The 25,956-nt window shown below is 56.5% G+C and carries 20 protein-coding genes; 9 read left to right on the top strand and 11 right to left on the bottom strand.

Translation table 11 applies throughout. From position 1 onward, the window contains the following. Positions 1-11 precede the first annotated feature (11 nt). The 3 genes from Poly51_RS13355 to glpK are packed head-to-tail and all read right to left on the bottom strand — an operon-like array spanning position 12 to position 3,711. Positions 12-620, bottom strand: coding sequence for an RNA polymerase sigma factor (locus Poly51_RS13355; protein WP_186775526.1), 609 nt, complete (start codon positions 618-620; stop codon positions 12-14). A gap of 20 nt (positions 621-640) precedes the next feature. Further along, entirely contained in the window at positions 641-2,218 is a 1,578-nt protein-coding gene (locus Poly51_RS13350; RefSeq protein WP_246114475.1) for a glycerol-3-phosphate dehydrogenase/oxidase, read from the bottom strand. Then, on the bottom strand, positions 2,215-3,711 hold the full coding sequence (gene glpK, locus Poly51_RS13345) for a glycerol kinase GlpK (protein WP_146458241.1): 1,497 nt from the start codon (positions 3,709-3,711) through the stop codon (positions 2,215-2,217). Before glpK ends, Poly51_RS13350 begins: the two co-directional genes overlap by 4 nt. A gap of 424 nt (positions 3,712-4,135) precedes the next feature. Here glpK and nhaD point away from each other — a divergent pair, with 424 nt between their 5' ends. Then, a complete protein-coding gene (nhaD, locus tag Poly51_RS13340; protein WP_146458239.1) occupies positions 4,136-5,482 on the top strand; it encodes a sodium:proton antiporter NhaD in 1,347 nt (448 codons plus the stop codon). Between the two features lie 10 nt (positions 5,483-5,492). On the opposite strand, the gene Poly51_RS13335 is transcribed toward nhaD, so the two are convergent. Together Poly51_RS13335 and Poly51_RS13330 are read right to left on the bottom strand one after the other, a co-directional pair. After that, positions 5,493-6,722 (bottom strand): M56 family metallopeptidase, encoded by a 1,230-nt coding sequence (locus Poly51_RS13335; RefSeq protein WP_146458237.1) that lies wholly within the window; start codon positions 6,720-6,722, stop codon positions 5,493-5,495. Position 6,723: 1 nt separating this feature from the next. Beyond that, positions 6,724-7,143, bottom strand: coding sequence for a BlaI/MecI/CopY family transcriptional regulator (locus Poly51_RS13330; protein WP_146458235.1), 420 nt, complete (start codon positions 7,141-7,143; stop codon positions 6,724-6,726). A 225-nt stretch (positions 7,144-7,368) separates the two neighbouring features. Here Poly51_RS13330 and Poly51_RS13325 point away from each other — a divergent pair, with 225 nt between their 5' ends. Beyond that, positions 7,369-9,360 carry a zinc ribbon domain-containing protein gene (locus Poly51_RS13325; protein ID WP_146458233.1) on the top strand — a complete coding sequence of 664 codons (1,992 nt, stop codon included), beginning with the start codon at positions 7,369-7,371 and terminating at the stop codon, positions 9,358-9,360. Positions 9,361-9,421: 61 nt separating this feature from the next. On the opposite strand, the gene Poly51_RS13320 is transcribed toward Poly51_RS13325, so the two are convergent. Next, positions 9,422-10,240, bottom strand: a complete 819-nt coding sequence (locus tag Poly51_RS13320; protein ID WP_390621783.1) for a sensor histidine kinase — start codon at positions 10,238-10,240, stop codon at positions 9,422-9,424. Between the two features lie 136 nt (positions 10,241-10,376). Between Poly51_RS13320 and Poly51_RS13315 the strand changes: the two genes are divergently transcribed. The 4 genes from Poly51_RS13315 (at position 10,377) to Poly51_RS13300 (ending at position 13,185) form a co-directional block, all read left to right on the top strand. Beyond that, complete coding sequence (locus Poly51_RS13315) at positions 10,377-10,643, top strand: hypothetical protein (RefSeq protein WP_146458231.1); 267 nt, start codon at positions 10,377-10,379, stop codon at positions 10,641-10,643. A gap of 132 nt (positions 10,644-10,775) precedes the next feature. Further along, entirely contained in the window at positions 10,776-11,813 is a 1,038-nt protein-coding gene (locus Poly51_RS13310) for a type II secretion system F family protein (RefSeq protein ID WP_146458230.1), read from the top strand. A gap of 159 nt (positions 11,814-11,972) precedes the next feature. After that, positions 11,973-12,236 carry a hypothetical protein gene (locus Poly51_RS13305; RefSeq protein WP_146458228.1) on the top strand — a complete coding sequence of 88 codons (264 nt, stop codon included), beginning with the start codon at positions 11,973-11,975 and terminating at the stop codon, positions 12,234-12,236. A 40-nt stretch (positions 12,237-12,276) separates the two neighbouring features. Next, positions 12,277-13,185, top strand: coding sequence for a cation diffusion facilitator family transporter (locus tag Poly51_RS13300; protein WP_146458226.1), 909 nt, complete (start codon positions 12,277-12,279; stop codon positions 13,183-13,185). 24 nt (positions 13,186-13,209) lie between these two features. Here Poly51_RS13300 and Poly51_RS13295 read toward each other — a convergent pair whose 3' ends face one another. Continuing rightward, positions 13,210-14,433 carry a site-2 protease family protein gene (locus Poly51_RS13295; RefSeq protein ID WP_146458224.1) on the bottom strand — a complete coding sequence of 408 codons (1,224 nt, stop codon included), beginning with the start codon at positions 14,431-14,433 and terminating at the stop codon, positions 13,210-13,212. A gap of 117 nt (positions 14,434-14,550) precedes the next feature. On the opposite strand from Poly51_RS13295, the gene Poly51_RS13290 reads away from it, so the two are divergent. Further along, complete coding sequence (locus tag Poly51_RS13290) at positions 14,551-14,997, top strand: RbsD/FucU family protein (RefSeq protein ID WP_146458222.1); 447 nt, start codon at positions 14,551-14,553, stop codon at positions 14,995-14,997. A gap of 146 nt (positions 14,998-15,143) precedes the next feature. Here Poly51_RS13290 and Poly51_RS13285 read toward each other — a convergent pair whose 3' ends face one another. Further along, on the bottom strand, positions 15,144-18,122 hold the full coding sequence (locus Poly51_RS13285) for an FG-GAP-like repeat-containing protein (protein WP_146458220.1): 2,979 nt from the start codon (positions 18,120-18,122) through the stop codon (positions 15,144-15,146). 215 nt (positions 18,123-18,337) lie between these two features. Here Poly51_RS13285 and Poly51_RS13280 point away from each other — a divergent pair, with 215 nt between their 5' ends. Continuing rightward, positions 18,338-21,325: an FG-GAP-like repeat-containing protein gene (locus Poly51_RS13280; protein ID WP_222435848.1), complete on the top strand. Its 2,988-nt coding sequence runs from the start codon at positions 18,338-18,340 to the stop codon at positions 21,323-21,325. A 99-nt stretch (positions 21,326-21,424) separates the two neighbouring features. Here Poly51_RS13280 and Poly51_RS13275 read toward each other — a convergent pair whose 3' ends face one another. From Poly51_RS13275 to Poly51_RS13265, 3 genes are all read right to left on the bottom strand, one after another. Continuing rightward, positions 21,425-21,622: a hypothetical protein gene (locus Poly51_RS13275; protein WP_146458216.1), complete on the bottom strand. Its 198-nt coding sequence runs from the start codon at positions 21,620-21,622 to the stop codon at positions 21,425-21,427. Positions 21,623-21,695: 73 nt separating this feature from the next. Beyond that, entirely contained in the window at positions 21,696-22,919 is a 1,224-nt protein-coding gene (locus tag Poly51_RS13270) for a DUF1559 domain-containing protein (RefSeq protein WP_146458214.1), read from the bottom strand. Positions 22,920-23,013: 94 nt separating this feature from the next. Beyond that, positions 23,014-24,021: a LacI family DNA-binding transcriptional regulator gene (locus tag Poly51_RS13265; protein ID WP_146458212.1), complete on the bottom strand. Its 1,008-nt coding sequence runs from the start codon at positions 24,019-24,021 to the stop codon at positions 23,014-23,016. 271 nt (positions 24,022-24,292) lie between these two features. On the opposite strand from Poly51_RS13265, the gene Poly51_RS13260 reads away from it, so the two are divergent. Continuing rightward, positions 24,293-25,924, top strand: a complete 1,632-nt coding sequence (locus Poly51_RS13260) for an MFS transporter (RefSeq protein ID WP_146458210.1) — start codon at positions 24,293-24,295, stop codon at positions 25,922-25,924. The last annotated feature ends 32 nt before the right edge of the window (positions 25,925-25,956 follow it).

The following is a 25,956-nucleotide window of genomic DNA, read 5'->3' as shown; positions in this document are numbered from 1 at the left end:
AAGGGTTGCGTCTACCCATTCCTTCGAGAGGGATTGGACACATCGATCAATCCGGCCAGCTCGGTGCGCAGCCGTTGGAGAATCCGAGCCCGCGCTTTGTAAACGGTCCATCGCGTCACGCCCAGCGACTGAGCAACTTCGTCAGGCTCGCGGCCTTCGACAACGGTGGCCCAGAATGCTTGCCAAGTCTTCGGGTCGAAGCGGTCGCGGTAGATCGCGACGGCTTGCGTCAACAACGTCTGCCGATCCAAATCGGCGTCGGTCGGTGGATCGTGTGAAAGCTCGGGCGAAGGCAAGCGGTCGGCGCCGGAACCCAGTTCGTGTTCGGTCGGTCGGTTGCGACAAAAATCGGCGATTCGTCGACGAGTGATCGTCCAAAGCCAGCCTCGAAATTTCGCGTCGGCGCGAGAGGGATCAAAACTGGCCAGATCCTTGGACACTGACATCAACACGTCTTGGGTCACGTCGGCGGCATCACTGGATTGGAACCCCGACCGGCGAATCCAACGATAGACCAGCGGCCCATACAGGTGCACGAAACGATTCCACGCCTCGGGTTGGCCTTGCCGAGCGGCGATCAAAAGCGAATGCGGCGTGGACGGTTCGATCAGAGTGTTCAAGGATGGTTGTGGGGTGAGTGTTACCCGGATGACAACTGAAAGTGTCGCGCGGTTTGACCGAATACGGTGACCTGCGATTGGCACCACGATTCGTCATAGCCTAATTCATCGGCCATCCAGCGTGCCACAACGGGAGCGATCGCGACCGCAGCTCGCGAGTTCAAAAACAACACGCGTGTTCGTCGGGCGAGTACATCTTCGACCGTTCGCGCCATCTCATTTCGCACAGCCCAAATCACGTCGCTGGCCCGGATCGAGCTCTCTTCGCACAGCAGTGTTGCCCATTCGGGACGTTCCGACTCAAGGGTTGCGATCGCGGCCAAATCGCTGCCATAGAACGAACGGACCGTGTCGGTCGGCGCGTCGTCGGTACAACCGTGCAGCTTCAACGTTTTCGTCACGCAAGGTTTCGCGTTCAGATCGGCCAGCTTGACCACACGATCGACACAGTCTTCGGCCATCTTTCGCACCGTCGTCCACTTACCGCCCGTGATCGTCACCAAGCCGGAATCCGATACGCGGATCACGTGATCGCGTGATAACGAAGCCGTCCGCGCGGACTTGTCACCCTTCACGAGCGGTCGAATTCCGACGAAGACGCTTTGGACATCATCGCGAGTCGGCGATCGTTCCAAGTAACTTGCCGTTGTGTCGATCAGAAACTGAATTTCATGCTCTTGCGCCGACGGTTCCAAGGTTGCTGTTTCGATGGGTGTGTCTGTGGTTCCGACGACGACGTGATCGTGCCACGGGATAATGAACAGCACTCGCCCGTCGGATGTTTTCGGAACGATCAACGCTACATTGCCAGGAAAAAACGATCGTGGCAACACGATATGAACACCCTGGCTGGCCGCCAGCATCGGTTCGCAACGCGTTTCATCCATCTGGCGTATCGAATCGCAAAACGGTCCAGCAGCGTTGATGATGCACTTGGCATGGACGGAATATTCGCTTTCGTTTTCTCGATCGATCAATACGGCGCCCGTTGCCTTGCGATCGGTGTCTTTGATCAGGTCCGTGGCGGCGGCATAATTGATCAGGCACGCACCATGCTGGGTCGCGGTTGCCGCCATGTTGATCAGCAGTCGTGTATCGTCAAATTGACCGTCGTGATAGATCACACCGCCGCGATGACGTTCGCGGCGCAGGGTCGGCAAGTCGCGACCGGCTTGTTCGGCCGACACACTGGCCGACTTGCCGAAGTTGTCCGACCAAGCCAACAAGTCATAGATCTTCAGTCCGAGGCCGTAATAGAATCGTTGCCAAAGGCTTTCGCACGGAATCAGGAACGGCATATCATGCACCAAGTGGGGTGCGTTTCGGCGCAGCAGTGTTCGTTCGCGCAGCGCGTCACGCACCAACGTGATATTGCCTTGTTGCAGATATCGAACGCCACCGTGAACCAGTTTGGTGCTGCGGCTGGACGTACCTTTGCCAAAATCGGACTGCTCGACCAACACCACGTCGAGGCCGCGTGAAGCGGCGTCCATGGCGACGCCCACGCCGGTAGCGCCGCCGCCAATCACCAGCATGTCCCACGGTTCCTTTCGATCGTGGATTCGCTTGATCGATGCGTTTCGGTTCATCTTCGTCATTCGCTTGATTCCCAGCCACGCGATCGGGTGACGGCGTCGGACCATCGCGCGCGGCGCCGTGCCGCTTCGCCGCGTTCCATGTCGGGTTGAAAGACACGATCGGTTTGCCAGACGTCGGCGATCTCGTCGTGGCCGCTCCAAAAACCGCTCGACAGCCCCGCCAGGTAGGCCGCCCCCATCGCCGTGGTTTCGATGACTTTCGGACGCACCACGGCGATGCCCAGAATGTCGGCCTGGAACTGCATCAGCAAGTTGTTTGCCGCCGCGCCTCCGTCGACTCGAAGTTGATCGATCGAGATACCGGCGTCGTTTTGCATCGCCTCCAGTACATCGGCGACTTGGAACGCGATGCCTTCCAAGGCTGCGCGAGCGATATGTGCTTTTGTGGTTCCTCGCGTCAGGCCGATGATCGTGCCCCGTGCGTACGGGTCCCAATGCGGCGCGCCCAATCCCGCCAGTGCTGGTACGACACAAACGCCGCCACTATCGGGAACGGATGCCGCCAGTGCTTCGATTTCATCGGCCGAATCGATGATGCCAATCTCGTCACGCAGCCACTGGACCATCGCGCCGGCGATGAAGATGCTACCCTCCAGTGCATACGTTTGCTGCTCGTTGATCCGGCACGCCATCGTGGTCAGCAACTTGCACGTCGATGGAGCGGGACGGGTGCCGACGTTCAGTAGCGCAAAACAGCCCGTACCGTAAGTGTTCTTCGCCATGCCCGGCGAGGTACAGTTTTGACCAAAGAGCGCCGATTGCTGGTCACCAGCCGCACCACCAATCGCAATCGGAGCGCCGAACAGACTCGCATCCGTTTCGCCGTACAAGTGGCTTGACGGCAAGACTTCGGGCAACAGGGATCGAGGCACGTTGAACAGTTGCAACAGTTCGTCGTCCCATTGGCCGCTATCAATATCCAACAACATGGTCCGCGATGCATTGGTCACATCGGTGGCATGAACTCGCCCGGCGGTCAGGTTCCAAATCAGCCAACTGTCGATCGTGCCAAACGCCAATTCGCCGCGATCGGCCCGCTGTCGCGCGCCTGATACGTTGTCGAGCAGCCACTGGATCTTGGTCGCGCAGAAATACGAATCGATCAGCAATCCCGTCTTACGCTGAACCCAGTCGCCATGGCCTTGGCGGTTGAGTTGATCACAGAGGGCGGCTGTGCGGCGGTCCTGCCAAACGATGGCCGGTGCGATGGGCCGCCCCGTCGATCGGTCCCAAATCACCGTCGTTTCGCGTTGGTTGGTGATGCCGATGGCAGCGACGTCTTCGGCCGTGAAGTCGTGTGTTTGAATCGCTTCGCGCGCGACCGCCAATTGTGTTTGCCAGATCTCGTCGGCGTCGTGTTCGACTTGGTCGTTTTTCGGGTAGTGCTGAGTGAACTCGCGCTGCGACAGCCCCACGATCGTTCCGCTGCGGTCAAACAGGATAGCGCGAGAACTGGTGGTGCCTTGGTCCAGTGACATGATGACGGATGGCATCGTAGGGCAACTCCGGCGTGTGGCGAATCAGAATACGTGTTCCAACCATCCTACCCCCTCCATAGCATCGACGTCGCGTATCGATCCACAAGGAACGACTTCTTGAAAACCAGGCGACCTCGGGGCTTTCTTCGACATCGTTGACCTGGGGGATTGCGGCAGCACTTGGTTTGCACATTTTTCGGTCGATCGCATGTCGGGCGAAGGGGAACTATCGCCCCGTCGAAGTCGACTATGCGGGAATCGTTTTACCTTGCGACAGGCGACGGCATCATCAGTCGACTGACGCGTTCCCATACCAAAAAGTCGAGCTAAAAGTAGTAGACCCTAGTGTTGATCGTCGGCTGACGAGATCCCCTACGCCGTCCCCAAACTTGGCCCGCCTGGGCATTTCCCTCCAGAGATTGTTGAAGCAAGTTCGTTCATGAAAACCCTGATTCTTACCTTCTTTGTCCTTGGTTATCTCGCGATCGCGCTGGAGCACAAATTAAAGATCAACAAAGCCGCCAGCGCGTTGTTGATTGGCGCGATTTGCTGGGCGCTGTACGTCGTCAATCTTGATTCGTTGATGGTCTCCGGAGCGATACCCGATTGGTTTTCGATCGAGGCGGCCGAATCGGGTGTTACGGATGTGCCACTGCACTTCGCGATCGAGGGTCAACACTTGATCCAAACGGGCGAGATCGCCAGCATCCTGTTCTTCTTAATGGGCGCGATGACGATCGTTGAACTGGTCGACTCGCATGAATCGTTTGCTTTGATTACCGATCGAATTCAAACCAAGAGCAAACGATCGCTGCTTTGCACGATCGGGACTCTGACGTTTTTCATGTCGGCGGTGCTGGACAACCTGACGACCACGATCGTAATGGTTTCGCTGCTGCGAAAACTGATTCACGATCGTGAAGACCGTTTAAAATTTCTCGGTCTGGTGGTGATCGCGGCCAACGCTGGCGGTGCGTGGACCGTGATCGGCGACGTGACCACCACGATGCTTTGGATCAAGCACAAGCTGGGTACGATCGAAGTGATGCAGGAACTGTTCTTGGGCAGTTTGGTTTGTTTTCTGGTGCCGCTTGCCGGTTTCGCCTATACGATGCCGGGTTTGATCGAGACGCCACCACGAATGGAACGTCACGTCCCCAAAGATATTCGGCCGTGGCACCAATGGCTGTTCTTGATTTTGGGGCTGACGGCGCTGTTGGGGGTGCCGGCATTCAAGACGTTCACGCACTTGCCGCCCTACATGGGAATGATATTGAGTTTGGCGGTGCTTTGGATCGTCTCGGAATTGGTGGGGCATACGCTGGAGCCCCAGACGCGTTCGACCACCGGTGTATTGCCGGCGCTGAAGCGAGTGGATATGTCCAGCATCCTGTTCTTTTTGGGCATTTTGTTGGCCGTCGGTTCGCTGGGTGCGATGGGCGTACTGCACGAGACCGCTATGTGGCTTGACCATGTTTTGCCCAATCGTGAAATCGTGGCGATCGTGATCGGGTTGGTTTCGTCGATCGTTGACAACGTCCCGTTGGTCGCAGCCGGCATCGAGATGTATGACATGCCGATGAACGATCCGTTTTGGATGCTGTTGGCCTATTGCGCCGGCACCGGCGGCAGTTGTTTGATCATCGGTTCGGCCGCCGGCGTTGCCGCGATGGGGATCGAGCATGTCGACTTCATTTGGTACTTGAAGAAGATTGGCCCCTGGGCAGTGTTTGGGTATTTTTGCGGCGCCGCGGTCGTCGTGGCCACGCTTTCGCTATCGGCCTAGCGAAACGCCGCTATTTCGCGCCGGCGGATTCCGTGGGTCGACGTACCGGTTCGGGATCGACTTTCGATCCGACTCGCAGCACGGTCTCGGCGTCGTCGGATTGGGCAACGGGTGTTTCGTTGACTCCGGTCGGGCGTTTGACCACGACCACGGGATAGATCGGCATCGTCGCCATCAACAACGCGATGACGGCGAATCCGAGTCGACCGATGTGTCCGGTCGCGGTCGGTTTCAAAATTTGTCGCAATCGATGTTGCAACTTGGGCAAATGACCTACACCGCTGGCGATCGGTCGCGGTTCGACTTCACAGTGATGTTTCTCGACCGGTTCGCACAAAAAGTCGAGCGTCCGCAGGATGGCTTCGGCGTAAATGCGAGGCGACTGGTCCGATCGAGTCGATGCTGCCATGTCACAGCAACGTTCCTCGCAGTCTTCGATTTGCAACTTGGCGATCCAAACCAGCGGGTGCCACCAGAGCGCCGTGAACGTCGTCACTTCGATAAATCGAACCACCCAGTCTTGCCGGCGCCAGTGTTCCAATTCATGTCGCAAAAGGGACGACCGCGCCGCGTCATCCAAGCGGGCCCACAAACCTTTCGGAAAAACGATCCGAACTTCGCCACCGAAGCGTCGAAACAAAGGAGAAACCAGCATCGGCGAAACCACCGCGTCCACCAACCAAACCGATGGCAACGCACTTTCATTACCCGGTGATAGAGTCGCAAGCATTCGCGTCGCGGTGACATCGAACCGCCCTCGGTGTTCGATCAAGCGATGGACGCGACGACACGCGTTCAAAATCCAGACCATCATCACCAAGCAGCCAACGGCCCAAACGATCGCCAGCAACACTCCCAACGGCATGGTCGACCGCTGGCCCGTGAGATCGTCCGGCGATTCGGCAGCGCCCAAAGATCGGCTGATACTTCCCAACTGATTCTGATCCGACACGTCGGCGATCGAATGAGCGGACGCCGATGCGATGATCGCGGGCGACAGCAACGATGCATCAAGCCCGATCGGGATCGCGGCGATCGGAGGCGAGATCAACTTGATCAACACCAAAACCCACAACACGTGTGACAACGCAGGTCGCCGGGCGTAACGATCGAACAAGATGGCGACCAACGCGATCGAGAGGGCGATGACCGTATTGCCGATCAACCAATGGGTCACGGTCGATTGGCCGGATCCCGTTTCCGCCAACATCGATCCGACGATTCCGAATGATCCAAGCATCTTATTTCTTCTTATTGGTCGAATCGGATCCAGGCGATCCTTCGCCCCGCAATTCGTCCAGCATCGACTGCAACTTCGAACGGTCGGCTCGCGATAGCAGTGCGCTTTTGACTAAATGCGTCAACAGAGGACCGAAGGAGCCCTCGCACAATTCATCGGCCGTATTCTGCAATCGTCGGCTGATCAGGTCGGTTCGATCGATCGCAGCCTCGAACAATCGGGGCCAGACGGTGGGATCGCGGCTGACGCAGCCCTTCGATTCCAGTCGCCCCAATAACTTTTGCACCGTCGCCGTCGTCGATGTGGTCGCTTCGCCATAAAGCGTCGACGAGAGCACTTTGACGCTTAAGGGTCCTTCCGCCCACAATTGTTCGAGAATCGCCAATTCGGCGTCGGTGACGTCTTGTGCCTTGCGTGCCATCAAAAAATTCGTTTGCACCTGGTGAACGCGATTGGAAGGGATCGCTGATTGCCGACCCACGCCAGACATTATGTCTTGCAAGTGCCCCTCAATGCAAGACTTGCCGGTGTCCCCCCGCGTGCAAGAGTTGGAATTGCGGTGGATAATGTTCATGATGGATAACCGACAGTCCCGATTTCGGTGTCGAGTCCCTTTTCGCAGCCAAACCGTCAACGAAAGTTGTCCTTGTCTTTTCAACCCTTCGCCGTCCAGTGCCAAACCTGTGGCAGCCGTCTGCGCGTGACCGATCCATCGGTGGTCGGAACGATCGCGGCCTGTCCGAAATGTCACTCGATGGTCCAAATCGACGGGCCGCTAGAGCAATTGCGAGCCGGTTCGTCGTCCGTGGATAGCGAAGCGATCACCGCCGACGGATTGCCCGATGAGTTCGCGGGTGATCCATCCGCGCCGGATCGTCCGCCGGTCGAACGCGGATTCGCGGGTGAAGAGTTTCTGCCGGCCGAGGATGACCGACTGGAGAATCCGGCGCAGATGGATTGGCAAAGCGACGCGACAAGACGCCGTCGTCAAATCGCGTTAGTCGCTACCGTTTCGATCTTTACGTTGATCGTCGCCGCGTTGGGATTCGGTTGGTTCGTTCGTTCGTATCGTCAACCCGACACAGTCGCGGCCGACCCATCGGATCCGGTTGCCTCCGCGCCCGAACCTGCGACCGACGTGACAACTGATCCACCATCGGACCAGGAACCGGTCGCTAGCGACTTGCCCGAGTCCAGCGACGCAGTACCCGAGGATGCTGCGGCCGATACCACGATGGAGTCCGTGACACCAAAACCGGCCGAAGATGATGGACATGTCGTTGCACCTGAGCCTGCAGTAGCTGAGCCTGCTGCACCGATCATTCCTGTTGATCTGATGCCAAAGTCTCCGTTGGCAATGAACACTGACAGCGCGCCGGCGACGCGTGATGGCGGGGCATCGTCCGCGATTGATCCGGATGCGAGTAAGTTGGCGAAGCTTCCACCGGGTTTGGCAAAGTACACGCCGTTTTTGCTGCAAGACGCCAACGCCGAAGTGCCAACACTGCAGGCGCCACCAACGATGGATGAAGTCGCGATCGATGGGGCGGCCGAAGAAGACATCGACCCGCTGGATCAAACCGAAGCACGCGCCGTGAATGTCAAATCAGACATGGCCATCAAGATGGCGTTTCGCAACAAAGATTATCCGTTGACCGACTTGGTGTTGATGATCAGCCAGATCACGGGCGTACCGATTCAAGTGGATTGGGTTTCGTTTGACATCGCCGGGGCCGATGTCGACCGCCGCGTCGAGTTGCCCAAGTCGATGACGGCCGCGGTCGACGTACTCACGCAAGTTGCGATCAGTATCGGCGCCGAAGTGCGGACCGAGGAAACACTTTTAACGCTAACCATCGCCGATGATCCTTTCGCTGCGGCGGTTGCACAGATCAAAGGCTTGGACGATTTCGGTGATCACGTCGAATCGGCTCGTTCGGTACTGGACGACTTCCTTCGACCGGCCGAACCGCCGGTTGCCCCGCAACGTCAATTCGATGAATTGGGCGAGTTGGCGGAGGTTAAACCTCCGCCCATTCGTGATCCGCGTCAAGACGAGCAGTTGGCCGCGATCGCATCGGAAATACTTCGTCGAATGCGAGGCATCCCGCCCAAAGTGGCCGACGATCGCCTTCGTCGTTGGGCCCATTGGTCCGTCGAACAAGATGCCGATTGGTCGGTGGTATCGCAAGGCAATCCAGGCGCACAAATCGACGTCCCGATCGCGATGGCAGGATTCTTGAAACGTGTCGCGCGTACAAACGACACCGCATGCTTGGTCAATTGGTACGACGCCAATCGACGGGGCGCGACGCCAGAGCGGTTGTTGCTTCCCGACGCCCGTCACGGCTTAGCGAGCATGCTTGAGCAGACCTTTTCACCGCTGGGTTTGCGAGTCCGCCAAGTCGACGCGTCGCACTGGTGGGTCGGCAGCGATGTTACCTACGACCGATTGTCCGTGATCGCGGCCAGCCCGCCGCTTGGCGATAACGTCGGCGTTTTCGTCGAGAAAGTGAACCGAATCATGGCCGGGGCGACGCGAGATCACTATCGCGTCGCGATCGACGTCCAGTCAAACCGCGCGCTGATGATGTTGCCGCGTTACGTCGTTCGCCAACTTCCCAAGCTGATCGAATGACTAGGCTCGCTGGGCTTACCCTGAACTGCGACATCTATACCTCGTCGCCGGGCGTCGACATTCACGCCGCTGCTTGAGCTTTTCCGGCGACGGGTAATCGGATGATGAATGCGGTACCCACACCGACCGAGCTTTCGACTCGGATGCGGCCTTGGTGCGCATCGATGATTTCTTTGCACGCGGCCAAGCCCAATCCGGTGCCACCCTTGCCCGATTCGTCGGGACCCGATTTGGTGCTGTAGAACGAATCGAAAATCTTTGGCAGCGATTCTTGCGGGATGCCACAGCCCGAATCGCGGACGGTTAGTTCGACCCAACCGCTTTCTTGACTGGGGGCCAACCGAATCATCAGTGTGCCACCGTCGGGCATCGCTTGACGTGCGTTGATCAACAGATTCAAAAGCACGCGGCCGATCTGGTTGCCGCTGGCGGTGACCTGCGGCGTTGACGGATCTAATTCCGTTTCGATTGCGACGCGGTAGTTCCGCATTTCGCGTTCCAGCAAGATCATCGAGCTTTCAATGATCTCGACCAAGTTGGTCGGCTCGAACGATTCGCTGCGATTCTTTGCTTGCGCCAAAATGGTGTTGGTGATTTTCGCCGCTCGCTCGGATGCTTCCAAAATTTTCGTCAACGCCTTATCACGACTGGCATCGTCACGATTACGGATACCCAACTTGGCGTAGTTGATGATCGTCATCAACACGTTGTTGAACTCATGGGTCGCCGTTCCCGTCAATTCACCCAGCGCCGCCATCGATTGCAACCGTCGCATCTCGCACTTGAGATGTTGGATCTGGTTTTGCGAGGTTTGGGTTTGCGAGGCGTCGGACGTTTCGGTCGAGGTGGGATGCAATGACATATCGACTGGAATGACCATCAGAGAAAAGAAAACGCGAACGCCGCTTGATTGACCTATCGTCGATCCCCGGCGACCTGCTACACCGATTGGTGGTCTTCCCGCACAGATTGCCAAGTCAACGGCGACGAAATTACTCGAAATTTTGCGATTCAAGATGAACCAAGATGACACCGTCGTCGCAAGGCTGCGCCGCCGCATCCGTCAAGCGAAATCAGCCGGGTTTCAGGTCCGAATGGAAGTTCTGGACGACGAACAAGCGGGTTGGTGTCAAGTCGGAAGAACGCGCATCCTATTCGTCAATCTGTCGAACACCGCCGCCGAACAACTGGCCCAGGTCGAAGAAACGCTTCGGGACTTTGCCGACTCGGTAAGTCGTGCCGAAGCGGTCGAGCCTGTGGACATCGGCAAGACGGCGGCGTGAAACTTTGCCTAAGTGGCTTTCGCCGATACCGTCGGTGTGATCACAATGGGTTTCCCGACCCGGATTGTTGTGACGATCGTGGGCGACTTTGACGACTAGCCCCGAGGCGACCCAGGCGTGTTTTCCAAACGGATGAAACTTTCGACGGCGACAAGATTTTGCCACCGATTCGGAACGGGTTTGCAAGCCGGCGCCGATTTGGTCCGACTGCTCGAAAGCGAATCCACCCACGGATCTGAAAATGAGCGCCAGGCGATGCGATTGCTGGCCGAGGGCGCAAAACGGGGCGAACACCTGAGCACGGTGATGTCGGAAAACTCGGCGTATTTCCCGCGTTTGATGACGGCGATGACGAAAGTCGGCGAGGCAACTGGACGACTCGAACGAACGCTACTTTCGCTCAGCCAACATTTCCAGCATCAAATCGAAACGCGGCGAATGTTCATTTCGTCGATCACCATGCCGGTCATTCAATTGATCGGTGGCATCGGTGTGATTTCGCTTTTGATCTACCTGATGGGCATCCTAACGCCGGCCGGCGGTGGTCAGATGACCGATATCTTGGGGTTCGGCCTCCGTGGCGGTTCCGGCGTTTTGTGGTTTTGGTTGTACTTGTCGATCTTTTTCGGCGGGCTCGGCATCATGGTGTGGGCGTTCTTTCGCAACGTCGGTGGCGTTCAAAATTTGGCGCCGCTGCTGTACCTGATTCCCAAGCTGGGGCCGTCCATTCAAACGATCACGATCTCGCGATTTTGTTGGACGATGGCGTTGTCGCTCGATGCGGGACTGGACCCGATCTTGGCTATACGGTTGGCGCTCGACAGCACCGACAGCGACTACTACCGCGCCGCCGCCGACGATGCCGAAGCAGCCATTCGCGGCGGTTCGACTCTTGCCGGTGCGCTCGAAGCGACCAATCTGTTCCCCAGCGACTTTATCTCGCGTGTCGAGATCTCCGAGCATAGCGGCACCGACGCGGAATCGATGGATTATCTGGCGAAGGAATACGACGAACGGGCCAAGTCGGCGATCCGTTTCCTTGCCGGTGCAGCGACGCTGATCATCCGGGTGGCGATCATTCTGTTCTTCGTATTCTTGATCTTCCGAATCGCCCGAACCTATTTGGGAGCCCTCAGCGGCGCGAACGAACCGATCCTTCCGCGTCGCTAGTTGGTAAACCTTGACGATCCTAGGGAAAGTGCCCCCGGGTTTTACGGCACGGTCGTTACCCTCGGCGTTTGCCGGTTATCTTCGCCGGCCCCGTCGACCGATGGAATCGCTACGCGCCCGATGGCTCGTGCTTTCCGAACGTTCAACTGGAGTCGATTGATGTCGTCGAGTTATCCTCTCGAAACGAATCCCCAATCCCGATCCGAAGCCTCCGATCTTTGGAGTCGTCAGATCGCGGCCGTCGCTTGGATTGTCGTGGCGTGGGGCGTCGGTATGTTGGTGTTCGAACTGACAACCGTTGGTGAAGCATCATCGCGAGACTGGGTGGTACGCCCCTCGCCGGAGACTTCCGTCGAAGCGATGGCGATCCCTTCCAGCCTACGATCCTCGTCGGGACCCGACGGACGGCTTAACATTCAGTAGTTCCGCAGCCGTCACGCCTCGATCCGTTTCGTAATGAATCATGCACCAGTGTGCCCATCACCATGCGACCGAAAAAGATTTCGGGCGGGCGTTTGCGTTCGGTGTGACGCTGAACGTCGTCTTCGTGGTCATCGAGGCAGCGATTGGTTGGTGGAGCGATTCGCTGGCCTTGATGGCGGACGCCGGTCACAACTTAAGCGACGTGCTTGGTTTGTTGATGGCATGGGCTGGGTATGCGTTGGCAAAATTGCCACCCAGCGGTAAACGCACCTACGGATGGCGCGGATCGACGATCCTGGCGGCACTCTTCAATAGCTTGCTGTTGATGGTCGCAGTCGGTGGCATCGTTTGGGAAGCGATCGGACGACTCTCCGACCCGCCCGCCGTGCCCGGGCCGATCGTCATCGTGGTCGCGATGATCGGCGTGGTGATCAACACAGCAACGGCGCTGCTGTTCATCCGCGGCAGTGAACACGATTTGAATTTGCGTGGCGCGTATCTGCATATGGCTGCCGACGCGCTGTTGTCGCTGGGCGTCGCGATTGCCGGCGCGATCATCCTTTGGACGGACTGGCGCGTGATCGATCCGGTGGCCAGCTTGGCGATCGCAGCGGTGATCTTCTTCGCGACGTGGAAGCTGATGCGAGAATCGTTTCAGCTTGCGATGCAAGCTGTACCGGCCCACATCGATATCGAACAAGTGCAGACCTACCTTGGCGAACTGGCGGGTGTGACGGCTGTTCACGATCTGCACATCTGGGCCATGAGTACGACCGAGAACGCGCTGACGGCGCATCTGGTTCGTCCCGGACATACCAACGATGATGTGTTGCTAAACGAAATCAGTAAAACGCTGCACGAGCGATTCAAAATCGATCATATCACCATCCAGATCGAACGCTCGGTCGGTGATGCAAATTGCGGCCAGTGGGAAGAAGGCACTCTTTGATCGTTTCCTGACCAACCTATCACATCAACTCAACACATCGAGCTGTCGAATCGCAACGTCGTGGGCAGCTTCGCCCGGTTGTGCGAGTCCTCGACGGGCCAGCATCGTGTCCAGATCCAATACGCCGACAAGATGTCCGGTCCCGTTGACGACCGGAATCTGGCGAGCGGACTTTCCCGACTTCGCAAGGGCTTCCGACAAATCGTCGTCGGCGCGCAACAGTTCGACGGATTGGCTGTAATCGACCAATTGACCCGCCGTCGTGGTCGGATCCTTGCCGTCGCGGATTGCGTTGGTGACGTCTTCTAGTCGCAAGGTTCCGACTACCGTGCCGACGTAGGATGAAATGGGAAGCGATGCTAGACCGGTCAGCCGCCACTGACGAGCAATCTCGCTAAGCGGTGTGTCCATCGGAAGTACGCGTTCGGTTTCGATCATCACGTCGCCGACCCGAAACCCGCGGACCTTTTCCATTAGCTTGACTTGCCTCGCTTCGGCGATCCCCGCATAGCCGATGAACATCGAAATCAACACCAAGATCCAATGCGGTGGATCCGCTGACATTGCGAACAACGCCATCAATGCTGCGCACCCCAGACCGACCTTCGACGCGATGGATGTCGCCGTCGAATAGTCCATCACCATCGCCAACAGACTGCGGAAAACACGCCCGCCGTCCATCGGAAATGCCGGAATCATATTGAACAGAACCAACATGATATTGACGCCAATCATCATCAGCACGAACCCTAGCCATGACGGTTCGGCCAACATCTGCTCCACGCTGTCGCTGATCGTGTCACTGACCTCACCGCCGGTGAACATCGCGGCGAAGAATGTTTTCAACATCGACGCCGTCGCGGAGTCTACGATCAATGCCAAGCCGGTGACTAAGGCAATTCCGATCACGACGTTGACTGCCGGTCCGGCAACGGCAACGATCAATTCTTGCCACGGGATGCGAGGCATCCGGCGCAGTCTTGCGACGCCGCCGATCGGCAATAGCGTGATATCGGCGGTCCCGATGCCGAAACAACGAGCGGCCATCGCGTGCCCGTACTCGTGCAGCGTGACACAGAAAAACACACCAAAAAGTTGTGCGATACCAAACGCAACGGCTGCGCCGCCGAGCGGCAGAAATCGCAAGGTGACGAATAGAATCGCCAGCGAAAACGACCAGTGGACGTAAAGCCCGATCCCTAGATAGGTGCCCAATTTCAAACGGCGTGCTAAAAGGCTTTCGGGCACCGAGCCACTCCGTCACTGGGTTTTTGGATACAATCGCGATCGCTTGACGGGTCCCCGATCGGGCACCCGCCGACAATATCCTAGCCAAAACCAGATCATTCTCCGAGTGCCAGACGCATGCTACGCCATAAGTTGATCCATCCGCAAATCACATCCGTCCTCGCTTCGGCCGGTCACCACAGCAGCGTGCTGATCGCGGACGGCAACTATCCGGCCGCCAGCAAGCGAGGCCCGCGTGCCGAATTGATCAGTTTGAACCTGATGCCCGGGGTGCCGACGTGCAACCAAGTTTTGGAAGCACTGTTGTCGGCGATTCCCATCGAAGCGATTCAAACGATGCAGACCGAAACCAGCGGCCCCTACGCCCTCGACGGCGACCCACCGGTTTGGGACGACTATCGTCAAACGATCCGCGACGCCAAGCTGGACGTCCAACTGGAACCGATCGACAAATGGGCCTTCTACGAAGCGGTCAGCACCCCCGACCACGTGCTGACCATCCAAACAGCCGACCAACAACGCTACGCCAACATTTTGCTGACCATCGGCGTCCGCATGGACTAGGGATTCAACCGGTACGCGGCCGAGTCGCCCTGAACGACCAGCCACTCTTGATTGACGGCGAATTTCGGCGATGAAGAACGCCCAGTGGCTGACCTAGCAACCCTGTTCAATGGAAATCGCGAAGCAACGATTTGAATGAGCAATACTTACTTGCGCGGCGAGACTCCGACATTCAGTTGCCAAGGTGTCGGGGCGTTTTCCACCAATTGCCATCGTGAATCGACGTCTAGGTCGGTGAACACTTGCTCGATGCCGCTTGGCCACCGGACTCGTACACGATCGATCGACTTCGTATCACCAAGGCCAAAGAACAAAGCAGATTCATTCTTTGAGAGGTATCCGTCGCCTGTTTGAACGGTTTGCATAAGTTCGGTCGATCCAAATTCAACGACAACGATCGCACCAATAGCGTCTCGTTCCGATCGAGTCCCAACCAATTCCAACTGTAACCCATGGTGTGAAGTCGGCGTTTGATTCTCCAACAGCGACGGCTTGCTCTTTAGATCGGTTACCAGGAGATCGATCTTTCCGTCTCGATTGAAGTCGCACTTCGCCATCGCTCGCGAAAAATGCATGCCCTGCCAGTATGTGTCATCGCCTGCGACATGCGTTTCAACGAACCCGTCGCTACTGCCGGCAAGCAATTGAGTCGGCATAGCAAACAGGCTTCCTTTATCAGTCAAATCTTCGATGTGCCCATTTCCGACGATTAGATCCCAGATCGTGTTGTTGTCAAAATCAATTGCCTGCGTTCCGAAGCCAAGCATTTTTCGCGATAGTGCATCGAGTCGAAAAGGCACAGCGGAATCAACGAACGTCCCCGACTTGGTTTGCATGTACTGATTCGACCATTCATTCTCGAAGTTCGAGATGTGGAGGTCGAGTTGTCCGTTTCTGTCGAAGTCCGCTGCAGCTATTCCCATGCAAGCCATCGGTTTTCCTTGAGTGCCGTAGGCGACACCCACGCCGACTGCGGCATCGTTCCACTCGGACGTCTTGTCATCACGCACCCACAACTGGTTCGCTCGAAGATCGTTCGCCACAAACACTTCGTTGCCGCGGTTGCCGTCGATGTCGGTCACGATCAATGCCAAGCCAGTACTAAACTGGTCGCTGGCTTGGTCGCCAAGCGGGCGCGCGTCCATCGTACCATCACCCACCGATAGGATCATTCGATCCATCGCAGGCTGGAACTGCAGGGGACCTGGCAGTGAAACCGGCTTTCCCTCCAAATCTCGCTCGATTGGAGCAAATATTCGGGGGTCGTCCAGGTAATTGATCTCGACGATGTCGGGCAAGCCGTCGTCGTTCAAGTCCGCTATGGCGACACTGCTTGTATAGGCTTGCTCTTGACCAATCGCCGGATCCTGGGAATCGCTGAACGTGCCGTCGCCCTGATTGATCAGCAATCGATTGCGTCCCAGGTTGCCAATGAACAAATCAGCAAACCCATCCTGATTCCAATCGCCAGCGGATACGCCAACCGAGTACGCGCGATCATCAGCAGAGGATGACTCGATGACATCGACGAAGTGTTTTCCTTGATTGCGAAACAAACCGTTTGCAAAGGCTGAAATACCATTCGGTGGCGTAGTGCCTGCCTGCGCCAGGTAGAAGTCGACGGCACCATCTCGATCAAAGTCGATACAAGCAGCGCCGCCTCCGAATGCTTGGAATATCTGAAACTCCCGGTCTACGGGCGATGCCGCATTGAAATACTGGAAAGACAGTTTCATTCGATCCGCCACGTCGACAAAAACTGGATCGCAAAAAGGAAGGTCGTCGATTCCCGACGGAACTGGGCGGCGGTCGTCGATCGCGTTCATGGTCGATGGATTGACCGGGTTGCTGCGCGACGCGGCCAGCCACGCGATTGCTTGGGAGCACTCCGACTCTGCCAATTCGTCGAGTAGGGTTTCCTCGTCGCGACCGGTCGGAAACCGCTCAAGCACTTTCGTTTTGTATGTTGGAATCGAACGACGTTCTTCAGAGTTTGGTGCAAAGTTGGCAATGGCGTACTCCTGCCATGCGATCGCCTCGAGCGGACGACCAACATTCATCAACTGTGTGGCGACATCGACAAAATCCTGCGGATCCGGTTTCGTCGATTCTCGGATTCGCTTGACGTCACGAGCGAGGCTGTCGACAGCATTTGAACGCGTCCGAAACTTCTCTGCGAGCGCATGCCGACCGCATTCTTCAAGTGCTTGAATCAGCCCGTAATGGGCGTCGATGCTGCCCGGTTCGATTCGGATCGCTTTGACGAAGCACTCTGTCGCGACAGCAGGATCGTTTAAACGCGCCAGTGCACCGCAGGCCATCCAGAAATCTGGGTAACTTTCACACTCCGCCGGCGCTTCGGCGACCCACAGGGCGAGTCGATCCATCATTTGGGCATCAGCTAGAGAGCGACCGTATAACGCGATGCCCGCAGGATTTCGCCGCGAGGTGAAATCACTACTAGCGTCCAGGCTGGCCAGTGCTTCTCTTGGGTTACCAAGGATCCGATGTGTTGACGCAACACTAAGGACGCTTGGCCGATGCTTGAGCCGCATCGCATCCGAATCGGAGATGTCCTGTTCTGTTAAATGTGTGCGAGTCGGAAAGATCAGCCCAATCAACTCGTCGCGATTGAGCATCGTATGATTCAACAGCTGCCGAGCCTGCTGGTTGGACGAAAATGTGTCCCCCTGTTCATCAAGCACCTTGGCCAGCAAGTGCCGCGCCTCGTCGAAATCAGGTGAACGACCAAGCAACCGTTCCAACCGAGTGATCGCCGCGTCAAAGTCTTTTCTTTGAAACAGCAGACTTGCAGCGTGCGCATCGAAATCATCGCGACGTTCAGGATTTTGTGATCCCATCCGATCGAGCAGTTCGATGGCCGATGCCACGTCGTTGCGGTGCAACAATATCCGCAACATCAATGCGCTGGCCTGCTGGTCATCGGGATCTTCGATCAACAACGCACGGATCACGTCGTCGGCTCGTTCAAACTCACCCGATTTCAAATGCCGCCCAGCAGCATCGAGCCTTTGTTGTTTCGATGGGGCCGGTGGATGATCCGTCGCCACAGGTGATGAAACCGTTTCTGATGGAATGTTTTCGCTTTCGGATCGACAACCCATCACGAAACTAACGCAACACAGCGTGATCGTAAAACGGACAGAATGAGCATCAATGACCGACCGCACGTGTGCTCCCTCAGGCTACAATTCACTACACTTTCAATACATATGTTTCGATGGTCTTTATGATAACTCGACGATATCTTCGACGGTACTCCGATAGTGACGAACGGATTCGGGAATCGTTCGCAAGCCGGTTTCGGTGTGCACTTGCGATGGCCGTCTTCTTAGCCGGGTGCCAACCGAAATCGGAACCAAGCACCGCCAATACTTCCAGTCTTCCAAAACGAGAGATGCCGATCGAACCGGCCGCGGACGTTGCGCAAGCACCGGAGCCTGCTTTGACTCGCGAGGCTCTGTTGGCCAAAGCGGTCGCCGACCAAGGCCAGGGTGATCTTGATAAAGCTGCTGCGGCTTTTCGATCACTGTTGGTTGCAAACCCCCTGGACTACGAAGTCCTTTTCCATCTGGCCAATACGGTCGTGTTGCAGGGAGATTTGGATCAGGGGATCGAGCTATTGAGTGAGATTCCACCCGATCATCCCGAAGCCGGATTACCCGCGTTAGGAGTTTCGGCTGGGTGGTGCGTTAAGCTCAATCGATACGATGATGCCGCACAACGATACCGAAAAATTCTGGAATTGGATCCGTCGATCAATCTGGTCCGTCGAACGCTGGCCCATCAACTCAATTGCCAAGGACGCCGTCACGAAGCGAACATTCTGATTCGCGAACTGTGCCTGTCAGGCGACATCATGCAGGACGAACTGCACGCATTGATTGTCGAATCAGATGCCATGTACGACGCACCTGGCTCGCCTCCCGCAGGCGGCAATCGTCCGTATTGGCCGATCGGGGAAATGGGGCAAGCACGCTACTTATTTACCGAGAAGAAATACCGTGAAGCGGCCGAACTCGTGCGTCCCATCATTGAATCAGGCAGCGCACCGGATTCAATGATTGCCTTTTACGGCCGTGCCGCCGTCGAGGCCCAGGACGACGACATGATGGCGTGGTGGTATGGCCACTTGAATGATGCGGTTAAAAAGTACCCCGAATATTGGGCCGCGATCGGTACCCAATTGATCGCCGAGGCGGAATACTCCGGTGCTGTCCGCGCGCTTGCCGAAGCGGTGCGTTTGGATCCGACCGACCTTCGATCGACACGACGAATGTTCCAAGGCCTGAGATCGCTGGACGAACAGGAAAAGGCAGACATCTGGATCGATCGATACGCGTTACTCAATCGTATTTTGACCCAAAGCAATACGATTGCCCTGTCAACCGCACCGGCAAGTGATTCCTTTCGGATCATCGCGGAAGACTTGGATACCGTTGGTCGCAAACTGGAATCGCTGCTTTGGCAATCGGTCGACGCCACCAAAGCCGGCAATTCGCAACAACGAATCGCAGAACTGAATACCGAAATCAGCCAGACGCTCGCTACTCAAAAATCGTTTCCAAAGCCAATCCAAGTTTGGTGTGGGATGAACCTTGGCGACGGAAAGTTACCTCCGTTTCCGAATCGCATAGCCCAACTGGCGAGCGATTCGTCACCGAAAACGACCCAATTTGCGGCTCCTCAGGCGCAAGATCGAATCGATTTTCAAGACGTCTCCATGGCAATCGGATTGGATCACGCCTATCACATCGCGAAACAACCATTGGCGAAGGGCTTCGCAATCTATCAATCGATGGGTGGTGGCGTTGCGGTCACAGATATCGATTTGGATGGGTGCCCCGATCTCTACTTTGCGCAAGGGGATGCCGATGCGGATGACTTTGTCGCTCGTCGCTCGGATCGGCTCTACCGCAACATCGAAACATCTGGGATTCAACGCTTGGTAGATGTCACATTTGCGTCCGGAGTGCAGGAAAACAGCTATACCCTTGGCGTCACGTCGGGCGACTGGAATCAAGACGGGTTCGCCGACTTAGCGATCGCGAATATCGGTGTGAATCAAATCTTGATCAACCAAGGCGATGGCACGTATCGGGCAGCGATGTTGGATGACGAGGCGGACCTGACACTGCTCAGCACATCGCTGGCGATGGGTGATGTCACGGGCGATCACCTGCCGGATCTATTCGTGCTGAACTATTTGGGTGATCCCAATATCGCAAAGCTGCCGACACTGGACGAATCGGGCGACGTCGTCGACGCGATCGCACCGCTCAGCGTGAAGCCATCGCGAGATCGCCTATACATCAATAGCGAAGACGGCCACTGGCATTCCGATTGGGTCGGTCCGGACGCATCAAACGCTTGCACTGGACTAGGGATCGTGATGACCGACCTGCAAGCGGATCGCTCTGGCAACGAAGTCTATGTAGCCAATGACGTTCGAAACAATCAACTTTGGGCACAATCCGACGATGGCATCCTGTCCGATGTAGCGGTCGCCAGCGGTTGCGCCTATGGTTCGATCGGTTCGGCAACGGGCGCGATGGGAATTGCGTCGGCTGACCTCGATCGTAGCGGATCGATTGACCTTCACGTTACGAACTACATCAATGAACCGATCAGTTTGTTTCTCAATCGCGAAAGCCTCTTTCGCGACTCGAACGTGAAGTACCATCTGGACTTACCCAGCGTTCCCATGGTCGGGTTTGGCACGCAAGCGATTGATTTTTCGAATGACGGTTGGCCGGATCTTGTCGTTGCGAACGGACACATCGAAGACTTGGAACGTCGAGGCAACCAAGCATTTCGTCAACCGATGCAGTTATTCGTCAATTTGGGTGAACGATTCGAATTGGCCACCGCAAACTCGGCCGATTCTTGGTCGAAACCCAGGCTGGGGCGAGCACTCGCCCGCTTGGACTTCAATCAAGACGGCAACACCGACTTCGTGGTAACAGACTTGCTTGAACCGGCACAGCTATGGATCAATCAATCGACATCGAACAATCATTGGTTGTCGCTACGGCTCGTCGGCGTATCGAGCGAACGTGATGCCATTGGTGCAAAAATAGAAGTGCAAGCGGGTGACGAACGTTGGTCGGGATGGGTCACCACAGGTGACGGATTCCTTTGCAAGAACGAGGCGATCGTCCACATAGGCTTAGGGCGCGAGAGTGCGATTTCGCGATTGACCGTGACTTGGCCCAACGGAACGCCCCAGTCGTTCATGGCACCACCCATCGATCACTCGATTCTGATCGTCGAAGGTGATAGCGAACCGTTCGCATTCGTACGGTGAGCGGATGTCCAAGAAATTGGCCGGCTCGCGCGAGCGAGTCGGCCAATCAATCGAAAGCAGGCTTAAAATCTAGGCTCAGTCTTGGCCAGCTCTGGAACGCTAGTTGCCAGGCCCGGCTTTGTCGGCCTTGCTCATTGCTTCAGAGTAAGACTGTTGGCGTGCTTCTTGCTCTTTTTGAATCGCTGTGTTGTCGCCTTGAATCACGGTTGGCTCATCGCTGCCACCACATCCGGTGAACATGAGAACCGCGCCGAACAGCATCGTAAACAATAAGAGTGACTTGACCGAGAATCTCATGAGAGGTGTGCCTTTCAAAAAAAGCCCCCCCACGCAGTCAAGTGCATGGGAGGGCATAGGGGGATATCAAAAATTAGAGTTCTTCTTGGATGACCTCTTTATTAGCACGAGTTCCGAGTGAACCCCAAAGCCCGTAGGGGCTTGCGGCACCAGGAACTGGCGCGGGTGCAACATTGTTGAACTCGACCATTTTGCGGTTTTGATCACCAGCTTCGATCGAATCGGTAACAAACTTGATCGCACCGTCGCCCATCAGGACGTGACAGCCACCTTGGTGCCGGCTGCTCGGTGGTACGATACCTTCTTGTCCGGGCCAATCGCCTTGATAACAAAGTGTCGTGTTAGGCGGCAGGATAGTCATCATCGCCGTGTAGATGTGCTCGCCCGACATCCAACGATATCCGCGACCTGTGTTTGCACCACGGTCGGCGGTGAAGGTCGGTGTTGTTGGACCCCAGAAACGAGGTCGGAGCGGATCGACGGAACCGTCCGTTCGGCACACCGAAGGCACGGCCTTGACACCTGTTGTGGCGTCGTTCTTGTTGTAAGTGGCTGTCGTCGTGATGTCACGGTCACCCAAGTCGGTGTTCATTTCACCGGCGATGATGGTATTGGACAGACCGTCAAGGATGTCACGGAAAGCCATCTTTTGATGCACAACGAAGGCACCGCGTTGACCGGCGCGAGTCCATTCGGCATCGCCGTTGTTGACAACCAACTGAGCGTTTCGTGCACCGGCTTCAGCCTTCGAGAACGAGTCACCGAGGCAGCAGCCGTAGTTAGTTCGGCCCATCGCTGGCAGTCCGGTTCCTGGATCCGAAGGGCATCGGAAGCTAGGCACTTCGGTCATCGCTGGGATGTAAGCGGTATTCTCTGGCTTGGGTCCCATGGCTGGCCACGGAGGAGTGCGAAGCTGCTGAACGCCACCGACCAATTCATAACCGTTCGGGTTCGAAATTTGCTCCCAAAGTGCTTGCTGCTCGATGAATGGGGTCAGGCCGACCAACCAGCTCAATTGACCTTGGTTGGTGACGTTGGATCCGTCCCACCAGTTTCCGGCACCCATCGACAGCCCGGTGCCGCTTTTCTGGATCGGCATTTGCTTGTAGGCCGAGTGGTAGTTATGGATACCGAGGCCGATTTGCTTGAAGTTGTTGCTGCAACTCATGCGACGAGCTGCTTCGCGAGCGGCTTGTACCGCTGGCAGTAGCAGACCAACGAGGACTCCGATGATGGCGATAACCACCAGGAGTTCGACGAGCGTGAAGCCCGTCCGAGATTGTTGAGATCGATTCATCACGAACACCTAAACTGAGAGAACAGAAAGAAAGAAACTGACGGTAGGGGGACAGAATACGGGCCTTACAAAACCCACCCTCTGTCAACGAAGATCAGAAGACCCTCGCCACTGACTCACGCTGCTGTAACTCAGCGTGCATGACTGGCAAATGACACGACTCGCCCTGCATCAACTTCACCAGCGCTGCGGCGGCTGCCGCACCCATTTCCGCGCCGGGTTGTCGAACTGTCGTGAGCGGGGGTGAGACGTAGGCCGACTCGGCTTGATCGTCGAAGCCGATGATCGACACGTCATGGGGGACGCGAATTCCCTGCCGCTGCAATGCCAGTCGGGCGCCATAGGCGACCATGTCATTGGCGCAAAAAATCGCAGTGAATTGTTTGCTACGCATCAGGAGCGAATTGACTCCTAGGATGCCTGATTGAGCGGAGAAGTTCCCATCGAGCACCAATTCGGGATCCAGTTCGATTCCGGAATCATTCAGTGCTTTGACGTAGCCGTCGTACCGCCGAACCGCGTCTTGATGATGTTTAATGCCGCAGATCATCGCGATGTCGCGATGGCCGAAATCAATCAGGTGCTTCGTTGCATCGTAGGCGGCCGCGGCGTTGTCGACGTAAACGCATTGATCGTTCCAGCCGGCAATTTGCTTTCCGACCACGATCAAGGGCAGACGAGCCTTCAAATTGTTTAGGTCACCGATGGAAACGTCGCCGCCCAACAACAACAAGCCGTCAACCTTGCGTCCCAAAACGGTCTGGATGACTTCAAGCTCGGTGCCTTCTTCCCACTGACCGTCGACGAACAACGGCGAATAGCCGGTTCCCGAAAATCCTTGGATCACACCCTGCATGATCGTGTCGTAGAACGGGCTGCCGATCTTTTGAGTGACCACGCCGACGGTCATCGACCGGCCGCTGGCTAAGCTGCGGGCGAACACGTTGGGTTCGTAACCAAGGGAAGCCATCGCCTGCAACACCGTCGATCTCGTCTGTTGGTTGACGACCGACTTGTCATTGATCACCCGCGACACCGTGCTCTTGGACACGTTAGCGCGTTTGGCGATATCGCTGATGGTGGTGCTGGTGTTGAGTTGCATGGCTGCTTGGTTGGCTTTTCGGGCACGCCGTAGATTCGACTTAATGGTATCTTACCAACCCGCAAAGGTCATTGCAACCGGTTGCAGTAAAATTCTTTTGTATTTTCTTTTTTTCTCTAAAAACACCGATTTGCTTATGAAACCGGTTGCAGTATCGTTTCTTTAGGCTCAGATAGTGGTGTCAGGCCGGGCGTTAGGCTGCAATCGGTTGCAGGGTGGGGGTCGCGTCCTGCCCTATGGTGGTGCATAAGTCGTTTACAGAAGACAAGTTATGAACAGTCAATCGCAGGAAAGGCTCAGTGTTGGCGAAAAGGTCGGATACGGCCTCGGCGACGCCGCGTCCAACCTGTTTTGGAAGACCTTCGAATCTTTTTTGGTTTACTTCTACACCGACGTTTTCGGGCTGACGGCTAAGTCGACCGGGACACTGCTGTTGGTGACCCGGATCTGGGACGCGATCAACGACCCGTTGGTGGGTTATCTTGCCGATCGGACTCGCACGAGCTGGGGACGATTTCGCCCCTACTTGGTTTGGATGTCGTTGCCTTTCGCAATCACCGGCGTGCTGACGTTTTACACGCCCGATCTGGGGCCAAGTGGCAAGCTGATCTATGCCTACATCACCTACACGTTGGTGATGATGGCCTACACGGCGATCAACATTCCCTACGGCGCGTTGATGGGCGTGATCACGCCGAACTCGATCGAGCGGACCAGCGTTTCGACCTATCGATTCGTCGCAGCTTTCTGTGGCGGCATCGTGGTCCAGTACTGCACGCTCGGAATGGTGCGTTACTTTGGAAGTACCGATGGCGCCGGCGCTGATATCAATGCCGAAGCCGTCGTCAACGAACAGGTCGGATTCTTTTGGACGATGGTGGTCTTTTCGGCGGCGGCGGTCGTCTTGTTTTTGATCACGTTTGCGACAACGAAGGAGCGAGTCCAACCGGCCAAGTCCGAGCAATCAACGTTTCGCGCCGACATGCGGTTCGTATTGACGAGTATTCGATTGCATCAGTCGCTCTTGGTCGGCATTGCCTTGTTGGCGTGTCTTGCGACTGCGTTTTCGCCGTCGACGCTGTTGCCAATCCTGATGGGCTACGTCGTGTTGAGTTTGCTTTCGCTCGCTGCGCGCAGTTTCGGTATGCGGCGTTTCGCATCCGTCACGGGCCCTTCAACATTCGAGGCGGACTTCAACGACTTGCTGACCAACCGGCCGTGGATGGTGTTGTTTGCATTTGGGCTGTTTCAATTGTCCGGTCTGTTCATACGCGGCGGCGCGGTCTTGTACTACTTCAAGTACTACTGTGGCGATGCCGAGTTGGCGACCGCTTTTTGGGTGATGGGAAGCTTTGCCGCGATCGCGGGAATGCTGTTGACGAAACCGTTGACAAAGCGATTCGGAAAGAAGTGGTTGATGGTCGGAATGAATGCCGCTGTCGCTGCCCTTTGCTTCGGTTTTTTGTTCTTGAAGCCGGAGCAGGTCACCGCAATGTACGCTCTGCAAATCGTAACGGCGTTCGTCGGCGGACCGGTCCCTGTCTTGTTGTGGGCGATGTATGCGGATACCGCTGACTACTCGGAATGGAAGAACAATCGACGCGCGACGGGCCTCGTTTTCGCCGCGGCAACGTTCTCGCAGAAGATGGGTTGCGCGGTCGGCGCCGCGATGACCGGCTTCACACTTGCCTACTACAACTACGCACAACCGATTGAAGGCATCGAACAATCGCAAACAGAATTCACCCTCGGCGGACTGCGAATGATGATGAGCGTGATTCCCGCGGCATTTTTATTCGCGGCGGCTATTTGTCTGGTGTTTTACAACATCAACGTCACACTCGAACAACAAATCGAAACCGATCTGCGTATTCGAAAGGCGGGCGACCCACAATCAGCGTAGACGACTGTAGGTGAATCTGAACTTATATCACG

This window comes from Rubripirellula tenax, from assembly GCF_007860125.1.
Taxonomy (GTDB): domain Bacteria; phylum Planctomycetota; class Planctomycetia; order Pirellulales; family Pirellulaceae; genus Rubripirellula; species Rubripirellula tenax.
Note: the sequence above shows the minus strand (reverse complement) of the source record. Positions and strands in the feature narration are given on the sequence as shown.